Origin of the sequence: Marivita sp., assembly GCF_022763305.1 — a bacterium.
Taxonomy (GTDB): Bacteria; Pseudomonadota; Alphaproteobacteria; order Rhodobacterales; family Rhodobacteraceae; genus Marivita.
In genome coordinates this window covers 73,219-90,719 of record NZ_JALEGT010000062.1, presented here as the reverse complement: position 1 = coordinate 90,719, position 17,501 = coordinate 73,219, and the positions used below count along the sequence as shown (strand labels likewise).

Genomic DNA, 17,501 nt, shown 5'->3' with positions numbered 1-17,501 from the left:
CTAGCCCGCCTCTTTGAGGCGGGTTTTTTCATGGGCGACGCCCTTCCTAAGAAGGCGGGAAAACGCTTTGCGCAGACTATTGCTTTCTTGCGCAGACTATTGCTTTTCGCCTGTTTTTTGTGCGTCGTAAGTGGTTGTTATGGATGGATTTTTGTGGCATCTTGAAACGTGCGGCATATGTCTTGCGCAGACTTTTGCTTTCGTTGGCAGTAACTCTGGCGCAAACCCGGATGATGCTTCCGCGAAAGTGGCCTTTCCTGATCCTCGGGCAAAACGGTCATTCTTGGCGGCTCCGTATGACCGCCCTATGGAAAAAACGAGTATGCTCGGGTCAAGCGCCCCTAAGGGCGGCATCCCAGACAGAGGCATAGTCGACACATAGGTCTCTCAAGTGGGCATCGCACATTGGGCGATGCGTGGCTTCGCGATCCGGGGTGCCGGGTGTCGCCAAAAGAAGGGCGGCGCCTGCGCTGGTTCCCGTCGCGCTGGTTGTTGGAACCACGGGCGACGCGGATGCGGCTTCAAGCATCACGAGATATGGCGTGTTCCGGGCAAACGGGCCTTCGACGATGACTGGGCCCTCGTGCCCGATGAGTTCGAGGCAGCGCGCGGTGACGAGGGCCAGATAAAATCCGACTGCAGCACTTCGCTGCCCAGACGCAGGTGGCGGCTCGTCACCCACCCAGCGCGACGTCATCCCCGCGAACGGGCCGGTTTCCGGCACCACGGCTGGCAGGAGCATCCGGTGATCGGTCAGTATCTCTCGCATGTCGGCCTCATCAGCGCGCGTTGCTGATCCGCCGAGAAGAAGATCATGTTCCCGGCCTCCCATGAAGCGCGCCGACGGCACCGCGTCACCAAAGGCGTTGACGTTCACAAGTGTGTCGCGAGCGGGGTCGAGTGTCATGGGCTTGCCGCCGACGGTCATTGCAATCACCCAAGTCCCTGTCGAAACCACGCTGAACGGTGGGTCACGCCTCATGAGGTGTGCCAGCAGCGACGCGTTGGAATCGTGGATGCCGCAAAGCACGGGCGTAGCTGTGGACAGCCCGGTGCGCCGGGCGATTTCGGTCGTGATGGTGCCCAGAACGTCGCCGGGCTTGCGCGGTGGCGCAATCCGGTCCGCGATGCCAAGGGCCTCGGGCAGGGAGGAGAAGCGGCGCTCATGCGGGTTCCAGAGGTCCGTGTGACACCCGAGAGAGGTGACGTCAGTTGCCAGGACACCTGTCAGACGATGCGCCCAGAATTGTGGATAGGTCACGACATGCGCGACGCGGTTAAGAAGCGTTGGATCGGTCAGAAACTGCCAGTGGAGTTGTGCGCCGAGGTTGAGACCCATCGACAAGCGGGGGGACCCGGTTTCCAAGAATAGCGGCCGGATCGCGTCATAAGCCTCTGCGCACGCGTCTGGCCCCGTATGTTCATAGTCCAGAACAGGTGCAGCGAGCGACCCGTCCTCGGACAGCAACGCAGCGGCTGCGCCATGCGTGGTGATCGTGATCGCGGTCAGACCATGTTCGGCGTTGAAACGCGAGAGGCCGTCAAGGATGAACTCCCAATGACCATCGACGTCGAAATGCGGATAGGGCGGACCGGGCAGGACCGTGTTGGGCCGCGTGACAACGTCGATTTCCGAGAGATCCGACCGGCGCACGACCGCAAGCTTGGCGTTGGTCTTGCCGATGTCGATGACGGCTAAATGTTCGCCGGTCATGACATGTGAAAGACTGGGGTGAGAGGCAAGGCAACCGGTTCGTTGTCCTCATATGTTTCCATGATGTCGGCCATGTGGGCCCACCATTTCTGCATGATTTCGTGGGAGGGCAGGTCGTCCATCTTGTGATCGTCCGTGCGCCAGAGGACACCGAACAGGATGTTTGTCTCCTCATCGAGGTGAATGGAATAGTCCGACACTCCGGCGGTCTTCAGAAGCGCCACGAGGTCTGGCCAAATCTCGTCATGGCGCTTTTTGTACTCTGCCTTTGCCCCGGGATTGAGGTGCATTTTGAACGCATACTTTTCCATCTGTCTGTCTCCTGCCCTACCGCTTTGCAGCCTGAAGACGCCACGTCTGCCAAAGGCGCGGCAAGGCGATGACGCCGATCAGAAGCGCCCCGATCACGATGGACATCACGATGCCGGGCACATTCAAAAGGCCCAAACCGAACGTCACCAGCCCCATCACAAATGCGGCGATCACCACGCCAGGGATGGAGCCAGACCCGCCGAGGATGTTCACACCGCCAAGAACGACCATCGTGACAATTTCCAGCTCCCATCCCACAGCGATTGACGGACGTGTCGATGCCAGCCGTGAGGTCAGGCAGATGGCGGCCACACCGGACATCAGCCCTGTCAGCAGGAAAAGAATGAACTTCACGCGGGCGACCCGGATTCCCGAGAACTCTGCACCGACGGGATTGTTGCCGATGGCATAGACCGCACGTCCGAAGTTCGTCTTGTGGAGCAGCACGTAATAGATGAGCGCGAGGCAGGCGAAGAGCACGAATTCAAAGGAGATCACCCAGAAGACGTAGCCCTGTCCGAAAAACGCAAAGTCCGACGGGTATCCGCGATAGGCCTGATCGCCCAGAACGATGTAACTGATCCCGCGGAAAAGGCTCATCGTGCCGATGGTGACGACAATCGACGGCAGGCCCATGCGTGTGACGAGAACGCCGTTGAACGCGCCGCACAGAAGGCCCACCCCAAGTCCGATGAGCACCAGTCCCGGTGTGCCCACCCCGACCTGAACCGCCGCTCCCATTGCTGTCGAGGCCAGCGCGATGATCGACGCCACGGAGAGGTCGATTTCGCCCGCGATGATCAGAAGCGCCATCGCGAAGGCGATCATAGCCTTTTCCGTGAAGTTGAACGTCATGTCGCTGAGGTTCCAGGCGTTCAGGAAATAGGGTGAGGTAAAGCTGTTCACGACGAAGATCGCTATGGCGACTGCCAGAAGCAGGGTTTCCCAGCTTTTCAGGCGCCGATCCAGCGGTGAACGCAGGCGATCGGGAATGGAGGAGCGGGGTGTCTCGGTCATGTCGCGTTCTCCGCACGTTTGAGGATGATCCGGCCCTTGTCGCGATTGGCCTGGGCGTTAAGGGCGACCGCGATGATGATCGCGCTGCCCGAAATCGCCAGTTGCCAGAACGGCGAGATGTTCACGACGGGAAGCGCATTGCTGATGATGCCAAGGAACAGCGACCCCAGCATCGCGCCGACAACCGTGCCGATGCCGCCCATGATGGCGACGCCCCCGATGACGCAGGCTGCCACGACATTCAGCTCGAACCCGCCGGCCAGATCGACGAACGCAACGGCAAACCGCGAGACCCAGAGATAGCCCGTAAGCCCTGCCAAAGCGCCGGAAATGGTGAAGGCCCAGAATTGCGTCTTACCCACGTCGATCCCGGCGTAGGTGGCGGCGTGCGGGTTGCCGCCAGCGGCATAGAAGGCGCGGCCCAGCGTTGTCCGCGACATCACGAGCGTGAAGAAGATGACGGCGGCGATGGCGATCCAGCTCATCAGCGGCAGGCCAAGAAGCTCGGTCCGTGGAAAGGCCTTGAAAGTGTCGCTGAACTCGTGGCTGTTGACCCATTTGCCGTCTGAAAGAAGGAAGATCGTGCCGCGAAAGATCGTCATGGTCCCCAGCGTCACGACAATCGGCGGAATGGCAAGCTTCCAGACGAGAACGCCGTTGATCATGCCAAGAAGCGCCCCGAATCCGATGGAAATGACGATGATCACAGGCACGGGCAGTTCCGGCATCGCAACATTGATCATGGCGACGACCATGCCGGTCAGGGCGAGGTTCGCCGCAACACTCAGATCGATGCAGCGTGTCAGGATCACGATCATCTGGCCGATGGCCAGCAGGATCAGAGGGGCAGTGTCGTTGAACACATTTGCCAGATTCGACGGCGCGATGAAGGCAGGGAACCGCGAAGCGATGATCCCAAGTAGCAGGATGATCGCTCCGGTGAGGAGCATTTCGCGCGACATGAGGACGTGCTTTGACATAAGTGCCTCCTTCAGATCCCCGCCGCGTGCCGTACCAGGGACTCGGGCGTAATCTGGTCGCCCGAAAGCTCTGCCGCGATCCGCCCCTCTCGCATGACGATCACCCGGTCCGACATGCCCATGATCTCCGGGATTTCCGAGCTGACCATGATGACGGCCAGACCCTGAGCGGCCAGTTCTGCCATGAATTCGTGAACGGCGGCCTTGGAGCCGATATCGATCCCTTTGGTCGGCTCATCGAGGATGATGACCTTGGGTTGCGTGGCCAGCCATTTGGCGATGACGACCTTCTGCTGGTTGCCGCCCGACAGGTTGCCGACATCGGTGTCCAGCGATGCTGCGCGAAGGTCGAGGCGTTCGGTGTATTCGCGGGCGAGTTTGAACTCTTCTGCCAACCTCAGGAAACCGTTGCGCGAGGTGCGCCCCAGCGACGGAAGCGTCACGTTCTGGAAGATCGGGAGCGCGGTGATCGCGCCCTGCTTGCCGCGATCCTCGGGGACATAGACGATGCCATTCGCAACGGCGTCGGCCGGGGATCGGATCACGACCTTTTCGCCATCGATACGCAATGTGCCAGAGGCGGGTCGGGTGATCCCGAAGAGCGACTGCATGAATTCGGAACGGCCCGCACCGACAAGGCCGTAAAAGCCCAGAATTTCTCCTCGGTGGAGCGTGAAATCGATGTCCGCGAATTCGGTCGGATGCTCGTATCCTTCGACCACCAGAATCTCGTCGCCGACATTGTGGTCACGTTCGGGAAAGATTTGGCTGACATCCCGACCGACCATCATCTTGACGAGTTCGCCCTCGGACACGTCCGCGATGGACCCGGTGCCGACAAGCGCTCCATCGCGGAAAACCGTGTAGTGGTCCGCGATGCGGAAGATCTCATCGAACTTGTGGCTGATGAAGAGGATCGCTTTGCCCTGGTCCTTGAGTTCTTCGACAAGGACGTAAAGCTCCTCGATCTCCTTCTGGCTGAGGGCTGCGGTGGGCTCGTCCATGATCACGACCCGCGCGTCGATCGACAGCGCGCGCGCGATGGCCACGAGGTGCTTGTTCGCAATCCCGAGGTCCTTGAGCCGTGTGTGTGGGTCGATCTGAGCGCCGATGCTCACGAGGATGGCACGGGCCTTTTCGATCATCTCTGCGGTATCGATCAGGCCGAACCGCCCGCGCGGCGCGTGGCCCAGAAAGATGTTCTCGGCCACGGACAACTCGTCGAAAAGAACCGTTTCCTGATGGATTGCGGTGACGCCTGCATCCCCTGCCGCTTGCGAATTCGGAAATCGGCAGGGTGCGCCGTCAATCTCGATCTCTCCACCATCCGGCTGATAGATGCCCGTCAGAATCTTGACGACCGTTGATTTGCCTGCCCCGTTCTCGCCAACCAACGCGGTGACTTTGCCGGGAAACAGCTCAAGCGACACCTCGGACAAGGCCGTGACACCGGGGAAGGTTTTGGTCACCCGGTTCAACGCCAAAATCGGCGTTTCGGTCTCTGCTCCGAGGAGATCGGATTTCTGATCGGGGTGCATCAACATGGATTTTGGGGCTGCCTTGCCGAAAGGGTGACAGCGCAGCGCGAACGCTGCGCTGTTCTGCGTCTGCGATCAGAAGATGTCCTTGAATTGATCGATGTTGGACGCGTCATAGGTGAACGGGTCCGACATCGCGGCCGTGTTCGTGTCGTCGAGCGTCACAGACCCCATGCGGCCTGTCGGGATTTCCGCACCCGGCTCTGCCGTTGCCGCACCCGAGGCAAGTGCGTGTGCGATCATCGTTGCGGAATAGCCCAGATCGATGGGATTCCAGATCGCAAAGCTCTTGGTGGCACCAGATTCCACGCAGCCCGCCATCTCTGACGGCAGACCAAGTCCGGTCACGTTGACCTGGCCGATCTTGCCAGCGTCGGAAACCGCCTGGCACGAGGCAAGAATGCCGACTGTTGTGGGTGCGATGATCGCCTTCAGGTCCGGATAGGACGCCATGAGGCCCTGCGCCTCGCGGTAGGACTTGTCCGACAGGTCGTCCCCATAGACGGTCGCAACGAGTTCGATACCCGGATAGTTCGGCAGAACCTCCTCGGCGGCCGCAATCCACGCGTTCTGGTTGGTGGCCGTGGCCGAAGCCGACAGGATCGCCACCTGGCCACCATCCGGCATGTGATCGGCAGCAAGCTTGAGGATCGTGTTGCCGATCAGCGGCGTGGATGACGGGTTGAGGTGCATCTGGCGGCCCTCTTCGTTCACCCCGGAATCCCACGAGATGACGGTGATGCCGCGCTGCATTGCGCGCTGAAGGGCGGGGGACACCGCATCAGGGTCGTTGGCTGAGATCGCAATCGCATCGACGCCCTGCGCGATCAGCGAGTTGATGACCTCGATCTGGCCTTCCGCAGTGGTGTCGGTCGGGCCGGTATAGATGATCTCGACGTTGCCCAGTTCTGCCGCCGCTTCCTCGGCGCCTTCAGCGGCGGCCTCGAAGAAGCCGATCCCAAGCGCCTTGACGACAAGCGCGATGCGCATGTTGTCCTGCGCCATTGCGCTGGTGCCCATGAGGCTGGCCGCGAGGCTCATGCCCGCCACCAGCGAGGTGAATGTCCGACGTTTCATGTAAAGTCCTCCCAAAGTAACTGTTGTACTTGGCCGATCTATGAGGCGGCCACGTCCTCTTGAGCGCCGCCGGACTGGGCGACGATCAGTTTCACGTCCGCAGCGTCCAGCATTGCCGCCGCCTTGTCCGAGATTCCTTCATCCGTGATCAGCGTCGAGATGCGGTCGAGGCCGCAAAGCACGAGGCTGGACCGCTGTTCGAATTTCGAGCTGTCGACCAGCACGACAAGCTCGTCTGCCTGACCCATCAGCTTTTCTTCGGCCCGGATCAGCAGCGGATCCGCCTCCATCAGTCCGAGCGGGCCGATCCCCTGCGCACCCATGAACATACGGCGGGCGTAGAAATTGCGCGTCACGTCATTCTCAAAGGGCGACAGGATGATGTTCTGTTCGCGATAGATCGCACCGCCCGACACCATCACGGTGTTCTTCGAGTGTTTCAGCAGGTGCTCTGCAATCGGAAAGGAATTGGTGAACACCTGACACCGCCGATTCGCCAAGGGGTGGACCATCTGAAAGGTCGTCGTCCCGCCATTGATGGTGATCGGCTCGCCGTCTTCGCAAAGATCCACGGCCGCCCGTGCGATCGCCTGCTTTTCCTTGATCCGGAGCGACTCGTTCACCGCGAATGTGCGGCCTGCAAGACCTACGAATTGAGGCGGAGTCAGGGATTCGACACCGCCGCGTACGCGCCGGACCTTCTTTTGCATGTGAAGGGTGGCGATATCTCGACGGATCGTGGCTTCGGATGCGCCGGTCAGATTGCACAGATCAACGACCGTCACGACAGCCCGATCCTGGACCGTGGATAGAATGACCCTGTGGCGTTCAGACTCGTGCATATTTGCCTCCCTTGCCGTTAAGCGTGCTCAGATTCCAACGTGCAGTCAATCAAAAACCGTCACATTCAATCATTCTGCACTGCAGCATGATTGAATGTGATTGAGCGAGATTGACAAACGATCATGCCAGCCCCACGCTGGACACTAGGTGATTTCGGACTGAGTCCGTCTGATGAGGAGCACATCATGTTGAAATCGGTCGACAATCCTTTGCTGGAAAACCGTTGGAACGACGACACCGCCAAAGGAATGAGCGAATCGGAGTTGCTTCTCTACCGCTCGAACATCCTTGGGTCGGACAAGCGCGTGACCAATTACGGCGGTGGCAACACCTCGGCCAAGGTGATGGAAACCGATCCGCTGACAGGCGAAACCGTCGAGGTGCTCTGGGTCAAGGGCTCGGGCGGCGACATCGGCTCGATCAGGATGGATGGGTTTGCCACGCTCTACATGGACAAGCTGAACTCGCTGAGATCGCTTTACCGGGGTGTCGAGTTTGAAGATGAAATGGTGGCCTATCTTCCCCATTGCACCTTCAAGCTGAACCCGCGTGCGGCTTCGATCGACACGCCGCTCCATGCCTATGTGCCGCGCAAGCATGTCGATCACGTCCATGCCGATGCGATCATCGCCATTGCCGCGTCGAAGAATTCGAAAGAGCTGACGCAGGACATCTTCGGAGCGCGCATCGGTTGGCTGCCGTGGAAACGTCCGGGATATGAGTTGGGCCTTTGGCTCGAGAAATTCTGCCTCGAAAACCCGGAGGCCGATGGTGTCGTGTTGGAAAGCCACGGCCTGTTCACGTGGGCCGACACCGCGAAGGACTGTTACGACACCACGATTGACGTGATCAACCGCGCGACAGAATGGCTGCACGAACGGATGTCGGGCGCCCCGGTCTTTGGTGGGACAAAGCACACCTCCCTTGACGCCACAGCACGCCGCAATGTGGCAGCCCGGCTGATGCCTGCCATTCGCGGATTTGTGAGCGGCAACCAGCATATGGTCGGGCACTTCAACGACAGCCCCGCCGTTCTGGAATTCGTCAATTCACAGCAGATGGAAGCGCTCGCGGCGCTCGGTACGTCCTGCCCCGATCACTTCCTGCGGACGAAAATCCGTCCCCTGGTCGTGGATTTCGACCCAAGCAAGGGCAACCTTGACGAGGTTCTGGCCGGGCTGCCCGCGCATATCGACGCGTATCGCGAGGACTACAAGGCCTATTACGAGCGGCGCAAACACGACGACAGCCCGGCGCTTCGGGATCCCAATGCTGTTGTTTACCTCGTGCCCGGCGTGGGCATGATCACCTTTGCGAAGGACAAGGCGACGGCGCGGATTTCGGGCGAGTTCTACGTGAACGCGATCAACGTGATGCGCGGCGCGTCGGCGGTCAGCGAATACCAGGGTCTGCCCGAACAAGAAGCCTTCGACATCGAATACTGGCTGCTCGAAGAGGCCAAGCTGCAGCGCATGCCAAAGCCCAAGTCGCTTGCAGGTCGCGTTGCGCTGGTCACAGGGGGCGCGGGTGGCATCGGTGTCGCAACGGCCGAGCGGTACCTCGCCGAGGGTGCCTGCGTCGTCCTTGCCGACATCAATGCCGATAATCTGAAAACCGCACAAGATGCGCTGACGCAATCCTACGGTCAGGATGTGGTACGTTCTGTGGTCATGGATGTCACCAACGAAGACGCAGTCGCACAGGCCTTTGCCGAAGCCGCGGTCGAGTTCGGCGGGATCGATATTCTGGTATCCAATGCGGGGATCGCCTCTTCTGCACCGGTCGAACAGACGACGCTTGCGCTCTGGAACAGGAACATGGACATCCTGAGCACCGGTTATTTCCTCGTCAGCCGCGAAGCATTCAAGCTGATGCGCGTACAGGACATGGGGGGATCGATCGTCTTCGTCGCGTCGAAGAATGGTCTTGCGGCCTCGCCCAACGCATCGGCCTATTGCACCGCCAAGGCTGCGGAAATCCATCTGGCCCGCTGTCTCGCGCTTGAAGGTGCCGAAGCAGGCATCCGCGTCAACGTCGTCAACCCCGATGCCGTGCTGCGCGGGTCGAAGATTTGGGAAGGCGAGTGGCTTGATCAGCGGGCGTCAACGTATGGCACTGACAAGCAGGGCCTCGAAGAGATGTACCGCAACCGTTCGATGCTCAAACGGTCTGTACTTCCCGAGGACATTGCAGAGGCCTGCTATTTCTTTGCCGCTGAAACCTCGTCCAAATCGACCGGTAACATTCTGAACGTGGATGCAGGCAACGTGCAGGCGTTCACGCGCTGAACTTGGAAGACGGGGAATGGTCATGAGCTACGACAGCGCAAAAGCGGCCTTCGCAGAGTGGGGCGTCGATACCGAGGCAGCGCTTGCACGGCTGGCAACGATCCCGATCTCGATGCATTGCTGGCAGGGCGACGATGTTGTCGGCTTCGAAAAGAAGACCGGGTCCTCGGGTGGTGGGATACAGGCCACGGGCAATCATCCCGGACGCGCCCGCACGCCGGACGAGCTGCGCGCCGATCTGGAGTTTGCCTATTCCATGATCCCGGGCAAACACCGGCTCAACCTGCATGCCATGTATATGGACACCGACGAGACCCCGGACCGTGACGAGATCGAGTACCGGCATTTTGCGCCCTGGGTCGATTGGGCCAAAACTCAGGGCATCGGGCTGGACTTCAACCCGACCTTTTTCGCCCATGCCAAGGCGGATGATAACCTGACACTGTCGCATCCGGACAAAGGCATTCGCGACTTCTGGATCGAACACGGCAAGCGCACGCGGGACATTGCTGCGCGCATCGGTTCAGAACTTGGCAGCGTGTGTGTGAACAACATCTGGGTGCCCGACGGCTACAAGGACATCCCCGTCGATCGCATGTCTGCGCGAAAACGGCTTGAGGCATCGCTCAACGACATGCTCAGGCCAAATCAGGATCCCGCCCATATGCTGGACGCGGTCGAGTCAAAGCTGTTCGGCATCGGGGTCGAGGCCTGCACCGTGGGAAGCCATGAGTTCTATATGGGCTACGCGATCCGCAAGGGCACGCTTCTCTGTCTCGACATGGGGCATTTCCACCCCACTGAAAGCATCGCCGACAAGCTGAGCGCGGTTGCGCTGTCGCTTCCTCAAATCCTCCTGCATGTCTCGCGGCCGATGCGCTGGGACAGCGATCACGTCATTTTGCAGAACGACGATATTCTTGCCATGGCGCATGAGTTGGTCAGCGCAGACCTGCTGGACCGGACCTATATCGGCCTCGACTTTTTCGATGCCACGATCAGCCGAACAGCCGCCTGGGTGATCGGGGTCAGGAACATGCAGAAAGCCCTTCTGCGGGCGCTCTTGACGCCGTGGGATCGGCTTCGAGCCGCAGAAGATGGCCTCGATTTCACCGCGCGGCTCACCTTGACTGAGGAATTCCGAGACCTGCCCTTCGGCGCGATCTGGTCTGAATTCTGCGTACGCCTGGGAACACCGTCGGGGCTCTCCTTGATTGGCGAATTGGGTACCTATCAGGCGCGTGTCGCGTCCCGGGGTTGACGGTCACGGACGCTCTGGCCGGGTCGCAGATGTGTAAAAGTCACTCCGCAGCCATCAACGCCCGATCCTGACGGGGCGAAAGCCCGAACTTCCGACTGTATTCGCGCGAGAATTGGGCCGAGCTTTCGTAACCGACACGAAACGCAATATCCGAGATCTTGGCATCGGAGCAACGCAACACGTCGCGGGCGTTCAGCAGGCGCAGGTCTTTCTGGTATTGCAGCGGCGAGGTGCCGGTGATGGCCTTGAAATGCTCGAAGAAGGCAGAAGGACTCATCCCGATCTGCTCCGCCAAGTCACCAACAACCAGCGCGCGTGACAGGTCGGACTGGATCTCACGGGTGGCGCGAAAGATGCGGCTGGCAGTGGTCTCATGCCACAAAAGCCGCTGGAGCGCCTCGGCATGCGGCCCCAACAGCAGTCTTGCGTGCAGCTCTTGCCGGGTGATCGGGGCAAGCAACTGGCGTGTGGCCTCGGTTTCGCTCTGGTCGATCAGGCGGGTCAAGGCGTGCTCAATTTCTTGCTCTGTCTTGCAAAGCGTGATCGAGAATCGATTCTGTTTGCGCGCCGCACGTGATGGCGGAAGCGCTGGGGCAAGACCGCGCAGGAGATCAAGGTCCAGCGGCAGGACCAGTGCCACATAGGGCGCCTCTGGACAGGCCGCAGTGATGCGCGAAACAACCGGAATCGCATGGCTGACGATCAATGATTGCCCTTGTACCACGGTCAGGCTGTGCGACCCGGTACTGACCTGCTTTGCACCCTGCAGAACAAGGCACAGCAGCGGGCGGTAGACCGTGGCGGTCTGGCGTGTTTCCGTCTCGAACCGCAACAGGTGCAACCCGCTTGCCGCATGGGCCAACGCACCTTGCTGCACGCGCGCACGATCCATAAGCGTTGATACGCGATCCAGTAATCCGGTCATGCGGCTGTCCTTTCGTGGATGGTCTATCATGGTTCAGTACAAGATATGAGCGAAAGCACCAAAATCCGGAGGATCGGGCAAGTTTTTTGGAAGAATGGGAAAGAAACGAGGGTTTGAGCCGAGTATCGTGATCGTAAGATAAACTTGGGGCTGCACGGATAGCAGGGATCGTCATCATCGGGATCGCGGGCCGCTTTGCTTGACCTGTCGCGCGGGGAGGATGCCTCAGGGTTCTGAGGTCACGGGCATCTCGTTCACCGATTTCGTATTCGCGAGCATCTTGCGCCTTAATGCCTGAAGGAGTTCTCTTATGCCGACCATCCTCATCACCGGCGCGTCATCCGGCATCGGTAAGGCAACCGCGCTGCGGTTCCAGACCGAAGGCTGGAATGTCATTGCGACCATGCGTGATCCTGCGGGTTCTGATCTTCGTGATCTCGAAAGAATTCTGATTGCGCGTCTCGACGTAACCGACCCTGCGTCGATTACGGACGCAGTCACCAGGGGCACAGATCATTTCGGCGCCATAGACGTCCTGCTGAACAATGCAGGCTACGGCGCCTACGGCCCCTTGGAGGCGTTCTCAACGGACCGCATCCGCCGCCAGTTCGACACCAACGTCATTGGCTTGTTGGACGTGACGAAGGGTGTGCTTCCGCAGATGCGCGCGCGACGCGCGGGCACGATCGTCAATATCTCCTCTATCGGTGGGCAGATCACCTTCCCACTGGGCTCGCTGTATCATGGCACCAAATTCGCCGTCGAAGGCCTGTCCGAGGCGCTGCATTACGAGTTGGAACCGCTGGGCATCCGCGTCCGCATCGTCGAGCCGGGCATGATCAGAACAGACTTCGGCGGCCGGTCGTTCGATTTCGCGATGAGGGACGATCTATCCGACTACGGACCCACTGCCGAAGCCATGGGACGCCTCTTTGGCCGCTTGGCCTCGAACCCGTCAACGCCAGACGTGGTTTCGGACGTGATCTGGAAGGCGGTGAACGCGCCCGACGGCCAACTGCGCTTTCGTGCCGGACCAGACGCCGCGGAACTGCTGGATCGGCGCAAGAACGAGGACGACGACACATTTATCAACGGTATCAAGGCACTGATGGCTGGCTGACCGAGGGAGGCCGATGCGCGGCCAAACCTGTCGTGCCACCTTGCGCTGCTGTAACAATACTCTTGGACCAGACGGAGCGATGGCGGTTACCGACATTTCGCAGGTTCACAAAACTGTTCGGACTAAGTTTCAGTATTTGGCACAGCAGAATGTAACCCACATGTTTCGGCACCTCCTCTCACCCTCTTGCCAAATTGCGGAAACGCGCGATGAGGGCCACCTCATCGGCATCCGCCCCAAGGCTGTACAACAGCAAGGGACGAGGCCTGATCCATAGACAACCTCGCATCTCCGAGGGCGGTTTTGGCCTCCGCAGCATTCAAGCACATCTGCCGTTATTCGGTTGGGATGTCCGCATTCCGACCTGCAAGCTCTACGCTGATCTCGTAGGCCTTTTCCGGAGTCATCCCGGCCATGATCCGAGCGGCGCTGTCTGACGCCATTCGAGCAAGAAAACCAGCTGCGAATGTTGCATCCATCTGTTCGAACAGTGCTGCAGCCTGTTTGGGTTTCATGTTTGCGTAAACTGCCGTCAGTTGCCCCAGATCGTCTTCTGCAGCCGAAGCGGCCAGTGAAATTGTGTCGCGCAAGCTTTGCTCGGCTTGCTCCAGTTTTGCCAATTCCGCATCTATGGCCTCTTCCGCAGCGGACAGGATCGCTTCCCGCTCCGCCAACTCCGTTTCGCGCCGCGCGAGAGAGACTTCGCGATGTTTGATGGCATTCAGTGCAGCCGTCATCTGCTCGGGACGCGCAAGATCCATTGGATTTCCCAGCTCCGTCGGAGCATCAATGACATCGACAGGAGTGTCGCTTGCGAGCACCTGTCCCGCCTCGGTTGCCAATCGCACAGCGGCCGAAAGCATAAGCAGGGTCCCAATGATGAAAAGCGTCCCCAGTTTCGGCCGCGCCGGACCTGTTCTCCTTGATTGTGTCATGGCGATCACCCGGCGCTGATGGCGTGGCGCGAAAAGACCGGAGCGCCAGACGACGAAGCAGGGGCCGGTTCTGGGGGCGCTCCAGGCAGGTCGTGAAGTGAGGCGACCATCAGCTCCAGTCGTTTGGCGGCATCCTCGGCACGGCGGGTCAAGTCATCAAGGCTGTCGGTGGAATGTGTCGCTGTTTTCTGTGCCGTCTCAAGGGCTTTTTGCAGATCGGTGACTTGAGCGGACAGGACGGCCACAGCGGCACCGACACCGTTCTCCAGATCCGTGAATCTTGTGAGGCGACGGGAAAGAATAAAGCAATACAACCCCGCGCCTAAGGCGCCTGCCATAAGAAGAATATCCGCAACCATTTCCATCGAGATACCTCAGTTGAGTATGAATTCCGTCACGAGAAGGCTGTTTGCCTTTCCCAAGCCGACGACCATGACGATCCGGCGGAAAAGCTGAAGTCGGATTCTGTACAGGGCACCTGAACCTTCGATATCTTCGGCCGTGAGTGCGCGCAGGTATCCGTTCAGCATGTCCTGGATCCGGGGCATGAGGAAGTCGACATCCTCTTGAAATTCTTTCGGTACTTCGATCAGGCCGACAAAGCGAAGATGGGTGTTCTGTGCCCCTGGCGGCAATGTGACAATAATGGGTGGAATTTCCACGAAGGCGACATCCGGAGCAGGTACTGCAGCTGCGCCTTTGGACGAGGACGTGCTGTCCTTATGGGCCTTGGACCCCAGTTCATATGACAGGGCAAAATAACCTGCGCCTGCGCCCAAAAAAGCAAGCACGACAGAGAGAATCAGCCCGAGTTTCGAGGATTTTCGAGGCGCTTCACCCGGCGTTTGTTCTGTTGAGTCAGCAAGTGCCATGACCAGTCCGATTTCCGTTCATGGCGTTGTTTTACATGTCAGGCACTAACCGATTGTTAACACCGACGCGCAATAAGCGACTCGAAGATGCAACAGAATGTTTTGGCTTCGGAGGGGTACGGTGCAGAACATATTGCCAATCTGGCAAAGTCTTTCGAACGTCCGCAAGGCAATCGTCGTTGGTGCAACGATCGCTGTTTTCCTTGCGGTTCTCGCAATGTCGCGCCTTGTGACCCAACCGCGTATGACGCTGCTTTATTCCGGCCTTGACCCTGCCGTGGCAGGTGAGGTGATCCAGTCTCTCCAGCAGAGATCCCTTCCTTTCGAGGTGCAGGGCACATCGATCCTCGTGGCTGCGGACAGCAGGGACCAGCTGCGTCTGAGCCTTGCAACGGAAGGACTCCCGGCGGCGACAGGCCAAGGGTACGAAATTCTCGATGGTCTGTCAGGTTTCGGAACCACCTCGCAGATGTTCGATGCGGCCTACCTGCGCGCAAAGGAAGGAGAATTGGCGAGAACCATCGTGTCCTCACCGAACATCGCAAATGCGCGCGTCCACATAGCGACGGGAAGCGACACGCCATTCCGGCCCGACCTGTCAGCCAGCGCTTCCGTTCACATCACGGCGCGTTCAGGCTCTATCGAACGGGCGCAGGTTCAGGCGATCCGCCACCTGGTTGCGTCGGCCGTGACTGGACTAGCGCCTGAAGCGGTCTCCGTAATCGATTTCCGAATTGGCCTGATTTCGGATGATTCGGATCTGGCCAGCGCGGCGCGCGACAAGGATCGGAGCGACTTGCTGCGCGACCGGGTTCTGCGTCTGGTCGAAGCGCGTGTGGGACGGGGCAATGCGGTTGTGGAGGTCGGCCTTGAAACCATTACCGAATCCGAATCGATTACAGAACGTGTCTTTGATCCCGAAAGCCGTTTCGTCATCAGTTCGGACAGCGAAGAGAGGTCGGACCAATCCGAGAACGCGGGACCGGGCTCCGTCACCGTTGCCTCGAACCTCCCCGACGGTGATGCTGCGGGGACCGAGAGCGAGACCCGTCAAACAGCCGAAACGCGGGAGCGGCTGAACTACGAAGTGTCTCAAACAACACGGGAAATCACAAAAGCACCGGGCGCGATCAAACGACTGACTGTCGCTGTCATGGTGAACGGATCGCTTCAAACCGATGCGCAGGGAGTTCAGACATTTGTTCCTATTCCGGAAGAAGAGCTGGCGGTTCTGCGGGACCTCGTAGCTTCGGCAGTCGGTTTCAAGGACTCCCGAGGCGATGTGATCACACTCAAGTCTTTGTCCTTTGAACCGGTGCAATCTGTCGGTTCTCCGCCGGTCGAACAGGGCTGGTTTACCGGGCAACTCGAAATGATGCGACTGGTTCAGCTTGGGATACTGGGTCTGGTCACTCTGATCCTTGGGCTTTTTGTGCTTCGACCTCTTTTGATGCCAGGGCGGCGCACCACGATTGAAGCGCTGCCTCGGCCGTCTGACGAGCCCGCCCATGCCAGCGAACTGCCCGTTCTGAATGGTACCATCGAACCCGATATCGGTGAAGACCTTGCAATGCTTGCCACAAGAGACACCCGATCCGATGTGCTGAGCAAAGAAGACGCCGTCGCGCGCCTCAAGACGCTTATCGACGAGCGGCGAGGTGAAACCGTTGAAGTGCTGCGCAGCTGGCTTGACGAGCCAAGGACGGAGGACGCCCGATGACTGCGCTTGCCGCCTTTCTCGAGGATTTTGGCAGCCCGCGCGCTGGTGCATCCTTGCCAACTGTTTCGGAAGATATCCTTGAAACCGAGCGGCTCGAAGCTTTCGACAGGGGCTATCGTGCAGGCTGGGACGATGCGATCAAGGCAAAAACCGACGAAGGTGCGCAGTTGGCGGATGAGGTCATCCAGAGCCTGCAGGAACTGTCGTTCACATATCACGAAGTGCATGCGCAGGTCTTGGCGAACCTGGGTCCGTTATTCGACGAAATCCTGCAAAAAATCCTCCCATCGCTTGCCCGAGAGTCGTTGGGGGCGCATGTCGCCGACGAGCTGACACGCATCGCAAGAGATATGGGCACAGTTCAGGTCCAGATTGCCGTTGCGCCCGGTGCTGCGGAACATGTGACGCAGTTCGTAAACGGCGCCTTAACGAGTTTGCCGGTGTCGGTGATCGAGGCTTCGGACATCCCGCATGGCCGCGCGGATTTGCGGCTTGGCCGCAGAGAGGTCTCGGTCGATCTGTCAGAGGTGACGGCACAGATCACTGCTGCGGTCCGTGCCGCGCTTTACACCCATTCGGATCAACCGGAGTTGCGAGCCCATGGATAACGCGCCTCAGAACACGGCGTCTCGCAAGGCAGACGCCGCTTTTACCCAGGTTCCGATCGAGATCATGGTATCTGTCGGGCGCGCCCGACCGCTTGTCCGTGACCTGCTTCAGCTCGAGGAAGGATCCGTTCTGCTGCTGGACAAGCGTGTCGAGGATCTTGTCGAGTTGTATGTCGGGGAACGGCTCATTGGAATGGGGGTCCTCGAAATCGGTGAAACCGGCGAACAGCAAGGGCAGCTTTGCGTGAGACTCGTCGACGTCAACGATCTTGGTCCTTCTGGTGCCTAGCG

The 17,501-nt window shown here is 59.5% G+C and carries 17 protein-coding genes; 6 read left to right on the top strand and 11 right to left on the bottom strand.

Features of this window, described 5'->3' with window-relative positions:
• Positions 1-331: 331 nt before the first annotated feature.
• The 7 genes from MRY75_RS12585 to MRY75_RS12555 all read right to left on the bottom strand — a co-directional run bounded on the left by MRY75_RS12585 (position 332) and on the right by MRY75_RS12555 (position 7,480).
• A complete protein-coding gene (locus MRY75_RS12585; protein ID WP_292308308.1) occupies positions 332-1,714 on the bottom strand; it encodes an FGGY-family carbohydrate kinase in 1,383 nt (460 codons plus the stop codon).
• Complete coding sequence (gene rhaM, locus MRY75_RS12580; protein WP_292308306.1) at positions 1,711-2,025, bottom strand: L-rhamnose mutarotase; 315 nt, start codon at positions 2,023-2,025, stop codon at positions 1,711-1,713. Before rhaM ends, MRY75_RS12585 begins: the two co-directional genes overlap by 4 nt.
• Positions 2,026-2,041: 16 nt before the next feature.
• A complete protein-coding gene (locus MRY75_RS12575; RefSeq protein ID WP_292308305.1) occupies positions 2,042-3,043 on the bottom strand; it encodes an ABC transporter permease in 1,002 nt (333 codons plus the stop codon).
• Positions 3,040-4,023, bottom strand: a complete 984-nt coding sequence (locus MRY75_RS12570; RefSeq protein ID WP_292308303.1) for an ABC transporter permease — start codon at positions 4,021-4,023, stop codon at positions 3,040-3,042. Before MRY75_RS12570 ends, MRY75_RS12575 begins: the two co-directional genes overlap by 4 nt.
• 11 nt (positions 4,024-4,034) lie before the next feature.
• Positions 4,035-5,567 carry a sugar ABC transporter ATP-binding protein gene (locus MRY75_RS12565; protein ID WP_292308301.1) on the bottom strand — a complete coding sequence of 511 codons (1,533 nt, stop codon included), beginning with the start codon at positions 5,565-5,567 and terminating at the stop codon, positions 4,035-4,037.
• Between the two features lie 69 nt (positions 5,568-5,636).
• Positions 5,637-6,638: a rhamnose ABC transporter substrate-binding protein gene (gene rhaS / locus MRY75_RS12560; protein ID WP_292308299.1), complete on the bottom strand. Its 1,002-nt coding sequence runs from the start codon at positions 6,636-6,638 to the stop codon at positions 5,637-5,639.
• 38 nt (positions 6,639-6,676) lie between these two features.
• Positions 6,677-7,480 (bottom strand): DeoR/GlpR family DNA-binding transcription regulator, encoded by an 804-nt coding sequence (locus MRY75_RS12555; RefSeq protein ID WP_292308297.1) that lies wholly within the window; start codon positions 7,478-7,480, stop codon positions 6,677-6,679.
• A gap of 186 nt (positions 7,481-7,666) precedes the next feature.
• On the opposite strand from MRY75_RS12555, the gene MRY75_RS12550 reads away from it, so the two are divergent.
• Both MRY75_RS12550 and MRY75_RS12545 read left to right on the top strand, forming a co-directional pair.
• The gene (locus MRY75_RS12550) at positions 7,667-9,769 is read left to right on the top strand and encodes a bifunctional rhamnulose-1-phosphate aldolase/short-chain dehydrogenase (RefSeq protein WP_292308295.1); all 2,103 of its coding nucleotides are present in this window, start codon (positions 7,667-7,669) and stop codon (positions 9,767-9,769) included.
• 22 nt (positions 9,770-9,791) lie between these two features.
• Positions 9,792-11,030, top strand: coding sequence for an L-rhamnose isomerase (locus MRY75_RS12545; protein WP_292308293.1), 1,239 nt, complete (start codon positions 9,792-9,794; stop codon positions 11,028-11,030).
• 40 nt (positions 11,031-11,070) lie between these two features.
• Here the strand turns inward: MRY75_RS12545 and MRY75_RS12540 are convergent, their stop codons facing one another.
• A complete protein-coding gene (locus tag MRY75_RS12540) occupies positions 11,071-11,955 on the bottom strand; it encodes an AraC family transcriptional regulator (RefSeq protein ID WP_292308291.1) in 885 nt (294 codons plus the stop codon).
• Positions 11,956-12,265: 310 nt separating this feature from the next.
• Between MRY75_RS12540 and MRY75_RS12535 the strand changes: the two genes are divergently transcribed.
• Complete coding sequence (locus MRY75_RS12535) at positions 12,266-13,075, top strand: SDR family oxidoreductase (RefSeq protein ID WP_292308289.1); 810 nt, start codon at positions 12,266-12,268, stop codon at positions 13,073-13,075.
• Between the two features lie 335 nt (positions 13,076-13,410).
• Here MRY75_RS12535 and MRY75_RS12530 read toward each other — a convergent pair whose 3' ends face one another.
• Genes MRY75_RS12530 through MRY75_RS12520 form a run of 3 tightly spaced genes read right to left on the bottom strand, consistent with a single transcriptional unit; the run spans position 13,411 to position 14,882 of the window.
• Positions 13,411-14,010, bottom strand: coding sequence for a hypothetical protein (locus MRY75_RS12530; protein WP_292308317.1), 600 nt, complete (start codon positions 14,008-14,010; stop codon positions 13,411-13,413).
• A 5-nt stretch (positions 14,011-14,015) separates the two neighbouring features.
• Positions 14,016-14,375, bottom strand: a complete 360-nt coding sequence (locus tag MRY75_RS12525; RefSeq protein WP_292308287.1) for a hypothetical protein — start codon at positions 14,373-14,375, stop codon at positions 14,016-14,018.
• A gap of 9 nt (positions 14,376-14,384) precedes the next feature.
• Positions 14,385-14,882 (bottom strand): flagellar basal body-associated FliL family protein, encoded by a 498-nt coding sequence (locus MRY75_RS12520; RefSeq protein ID WP_292308285.1) that lies wholly within the window; start codon positions 14,880-14,882, stop codon positions 14,385-14,387.
• Positions 14,883-15,003: 121 nt separating this feature from the next.
• Here MRY75_RS12520 and fliF point away from each other — a divergent pair, with 121 nt between their 5' ends.
• From fliF to MRY75_RS12505, 3 genes are read left to right on the top strand one after another with little or no spacing between them, the layout of a single operon-like run.
• Complete coding sequence (fliF, locus tag MRY75_RS12515; protein ID WP_292308283.1) at positions 15,004-16,602, top strand: flagellar basal-body MS-ring/collar protein FliF; 1,599 nt, start codon at positions 15,004-15,006, stop codon at positions 16,600-16,602.
• Positions 16,599-17,210 (top strand): ABC transporter ATP-binding protein, encoded by a 612-nt coding sequence (locus MRY75_RS12510; RefSeq protein WP_292308281.1) that lies wholly within the window; start codon positions 16,599-16,601, stop codon positions 17,208-17,210. Before fliF ends, MRY75_RS12510 begins: the two co-directional genes overlap by 4 nt.
• Entirely contained in the window at positions 17,203-17,499 is a 297-nt protein-coding gene (locus tag MRY75_RS12505; protein ID WP_292308278.1) for a FliM/FliN family flagellar motor switch protein, read from the top strand. Before MRY75_RS12510 ends, MRY75_RS12505 begins: the two co-directional genes overlap by 8 nt.
• The last annotated feature ends 2 nt before the right edge of the window (positions 17,500-17,501 follow it).

Bases quoted from the DNA above. Each gene is read 5' to 3' on its own strand.
- MRY75_RS12565 (WP_292308301.1), bottom strand. From the start codon at position 5,567: ATGTTGATGCACCCCGATCAGAAATCCGATCTCCTCGGAGCAGAGACC.
- MRY75_RS12510 (WP_292308281.1), top strand. From the start codon at position 16,599: ATGACTGCGCTTGCCGCCTTTCTCGAGGATTTTGGCAGCCCGCGCGCT.
- MRY75_RS12575 (WP_292308305.1), bottom strand. From the start codon at position 3,043: ATGACCGAGACACCCCGCTCCTCCATTCCCGATCGCCTGCGTTCACCG.
- MRY75_RS12535 (WP_292308289.1), top strand. From the start codon at position 12,266: ATGCCGACCATCCTCATCACCGGCGCGTCATCCGGCATCGGTAAGGCA.
- MRY75_RS12505 (WP_292308278.1), top strand. From the start codon at position 17,203: ATGGATAACGCGCCTCAGAACACGGCGTCTCGCAAGGCAGACGCCGCT.
- MRY75_RS12555 (WP_292308297.1), bottom strand. From the start codon at position 7,480: ATGCACGAGTCTGAACGCCACAGGGTCATTCTATCCACGGTCCAGGAT.
- MRY75_RS12545 (WP_292308293.1), top strand. From the start codon at position 9,792: ATGAGCTACGACAGCGCAAAAGCGGCCTTCGCAGAGTGGGGCGTCGAT.
- MRY75_RS12550 (WP_292308295.1), top strand. From the start codon at position 7,667: ATGTTGAAATCGGTCGACAATCCTTTGCTGGAAAACCGTTGGAACGAC.
- MRY75_RS12530 (WP_292308317.1), bottom strand. From the start codon at position 14,010: ATGACACAATCAAGGAGAACAGGTCCGGCGCGGCCGAAACTGGGGACG.
- rhaM (WP_292308306.1), bottom strand. From the start codon at position 2,025: ATGGAAAAGTATGCGTTCAAAATGCACCTCAATCCCGGGGCAAAGGCA.
- MRY75_RS12570 (WP_292308303.1), bottom strand. From the start codon at position 4,023: ATGTCAAAGCACGTCCTCATGTCGCGCGAAATGCTCCTCACCGGAGCG.
- MRY75_RS12540 (WP_292308291.1), bottom strand. From the start codon at position 11,955: ATGACCGGATTACTGGATCGCGTATCAACGCTTATGGATCGTGCGCGC.
- MRY75_RS12585 (WP_292308308.1), bottom strand. From the start codon at position 1,714: ATGACCGGCGAACATTTAGCCGTCATCGACATCGGCAAGACCAACGCC.
- rhaS (WP_292308299.1), bottom strand. From the start codon at position 6,638: ATGAAACGTCGGACATTCACCTCGCTGGTGGCGGGCATGAGCCTCGCG.
- MRY75_RS12520 (WP_292308285.1), bottom strand. From the start codon at position 14,882: ATGGCACTTGCTGACTCAACAGAACAAACGCCGGGTGAAGCGCCTCGA.
- MRY75_RS12525 (WP_292308287.1), bottom strand. From the start codon at position 14,375: ATGGAAATGGTTGCGGATATTCTTCTTATGGCAGGCGCCTTAGGCGCG.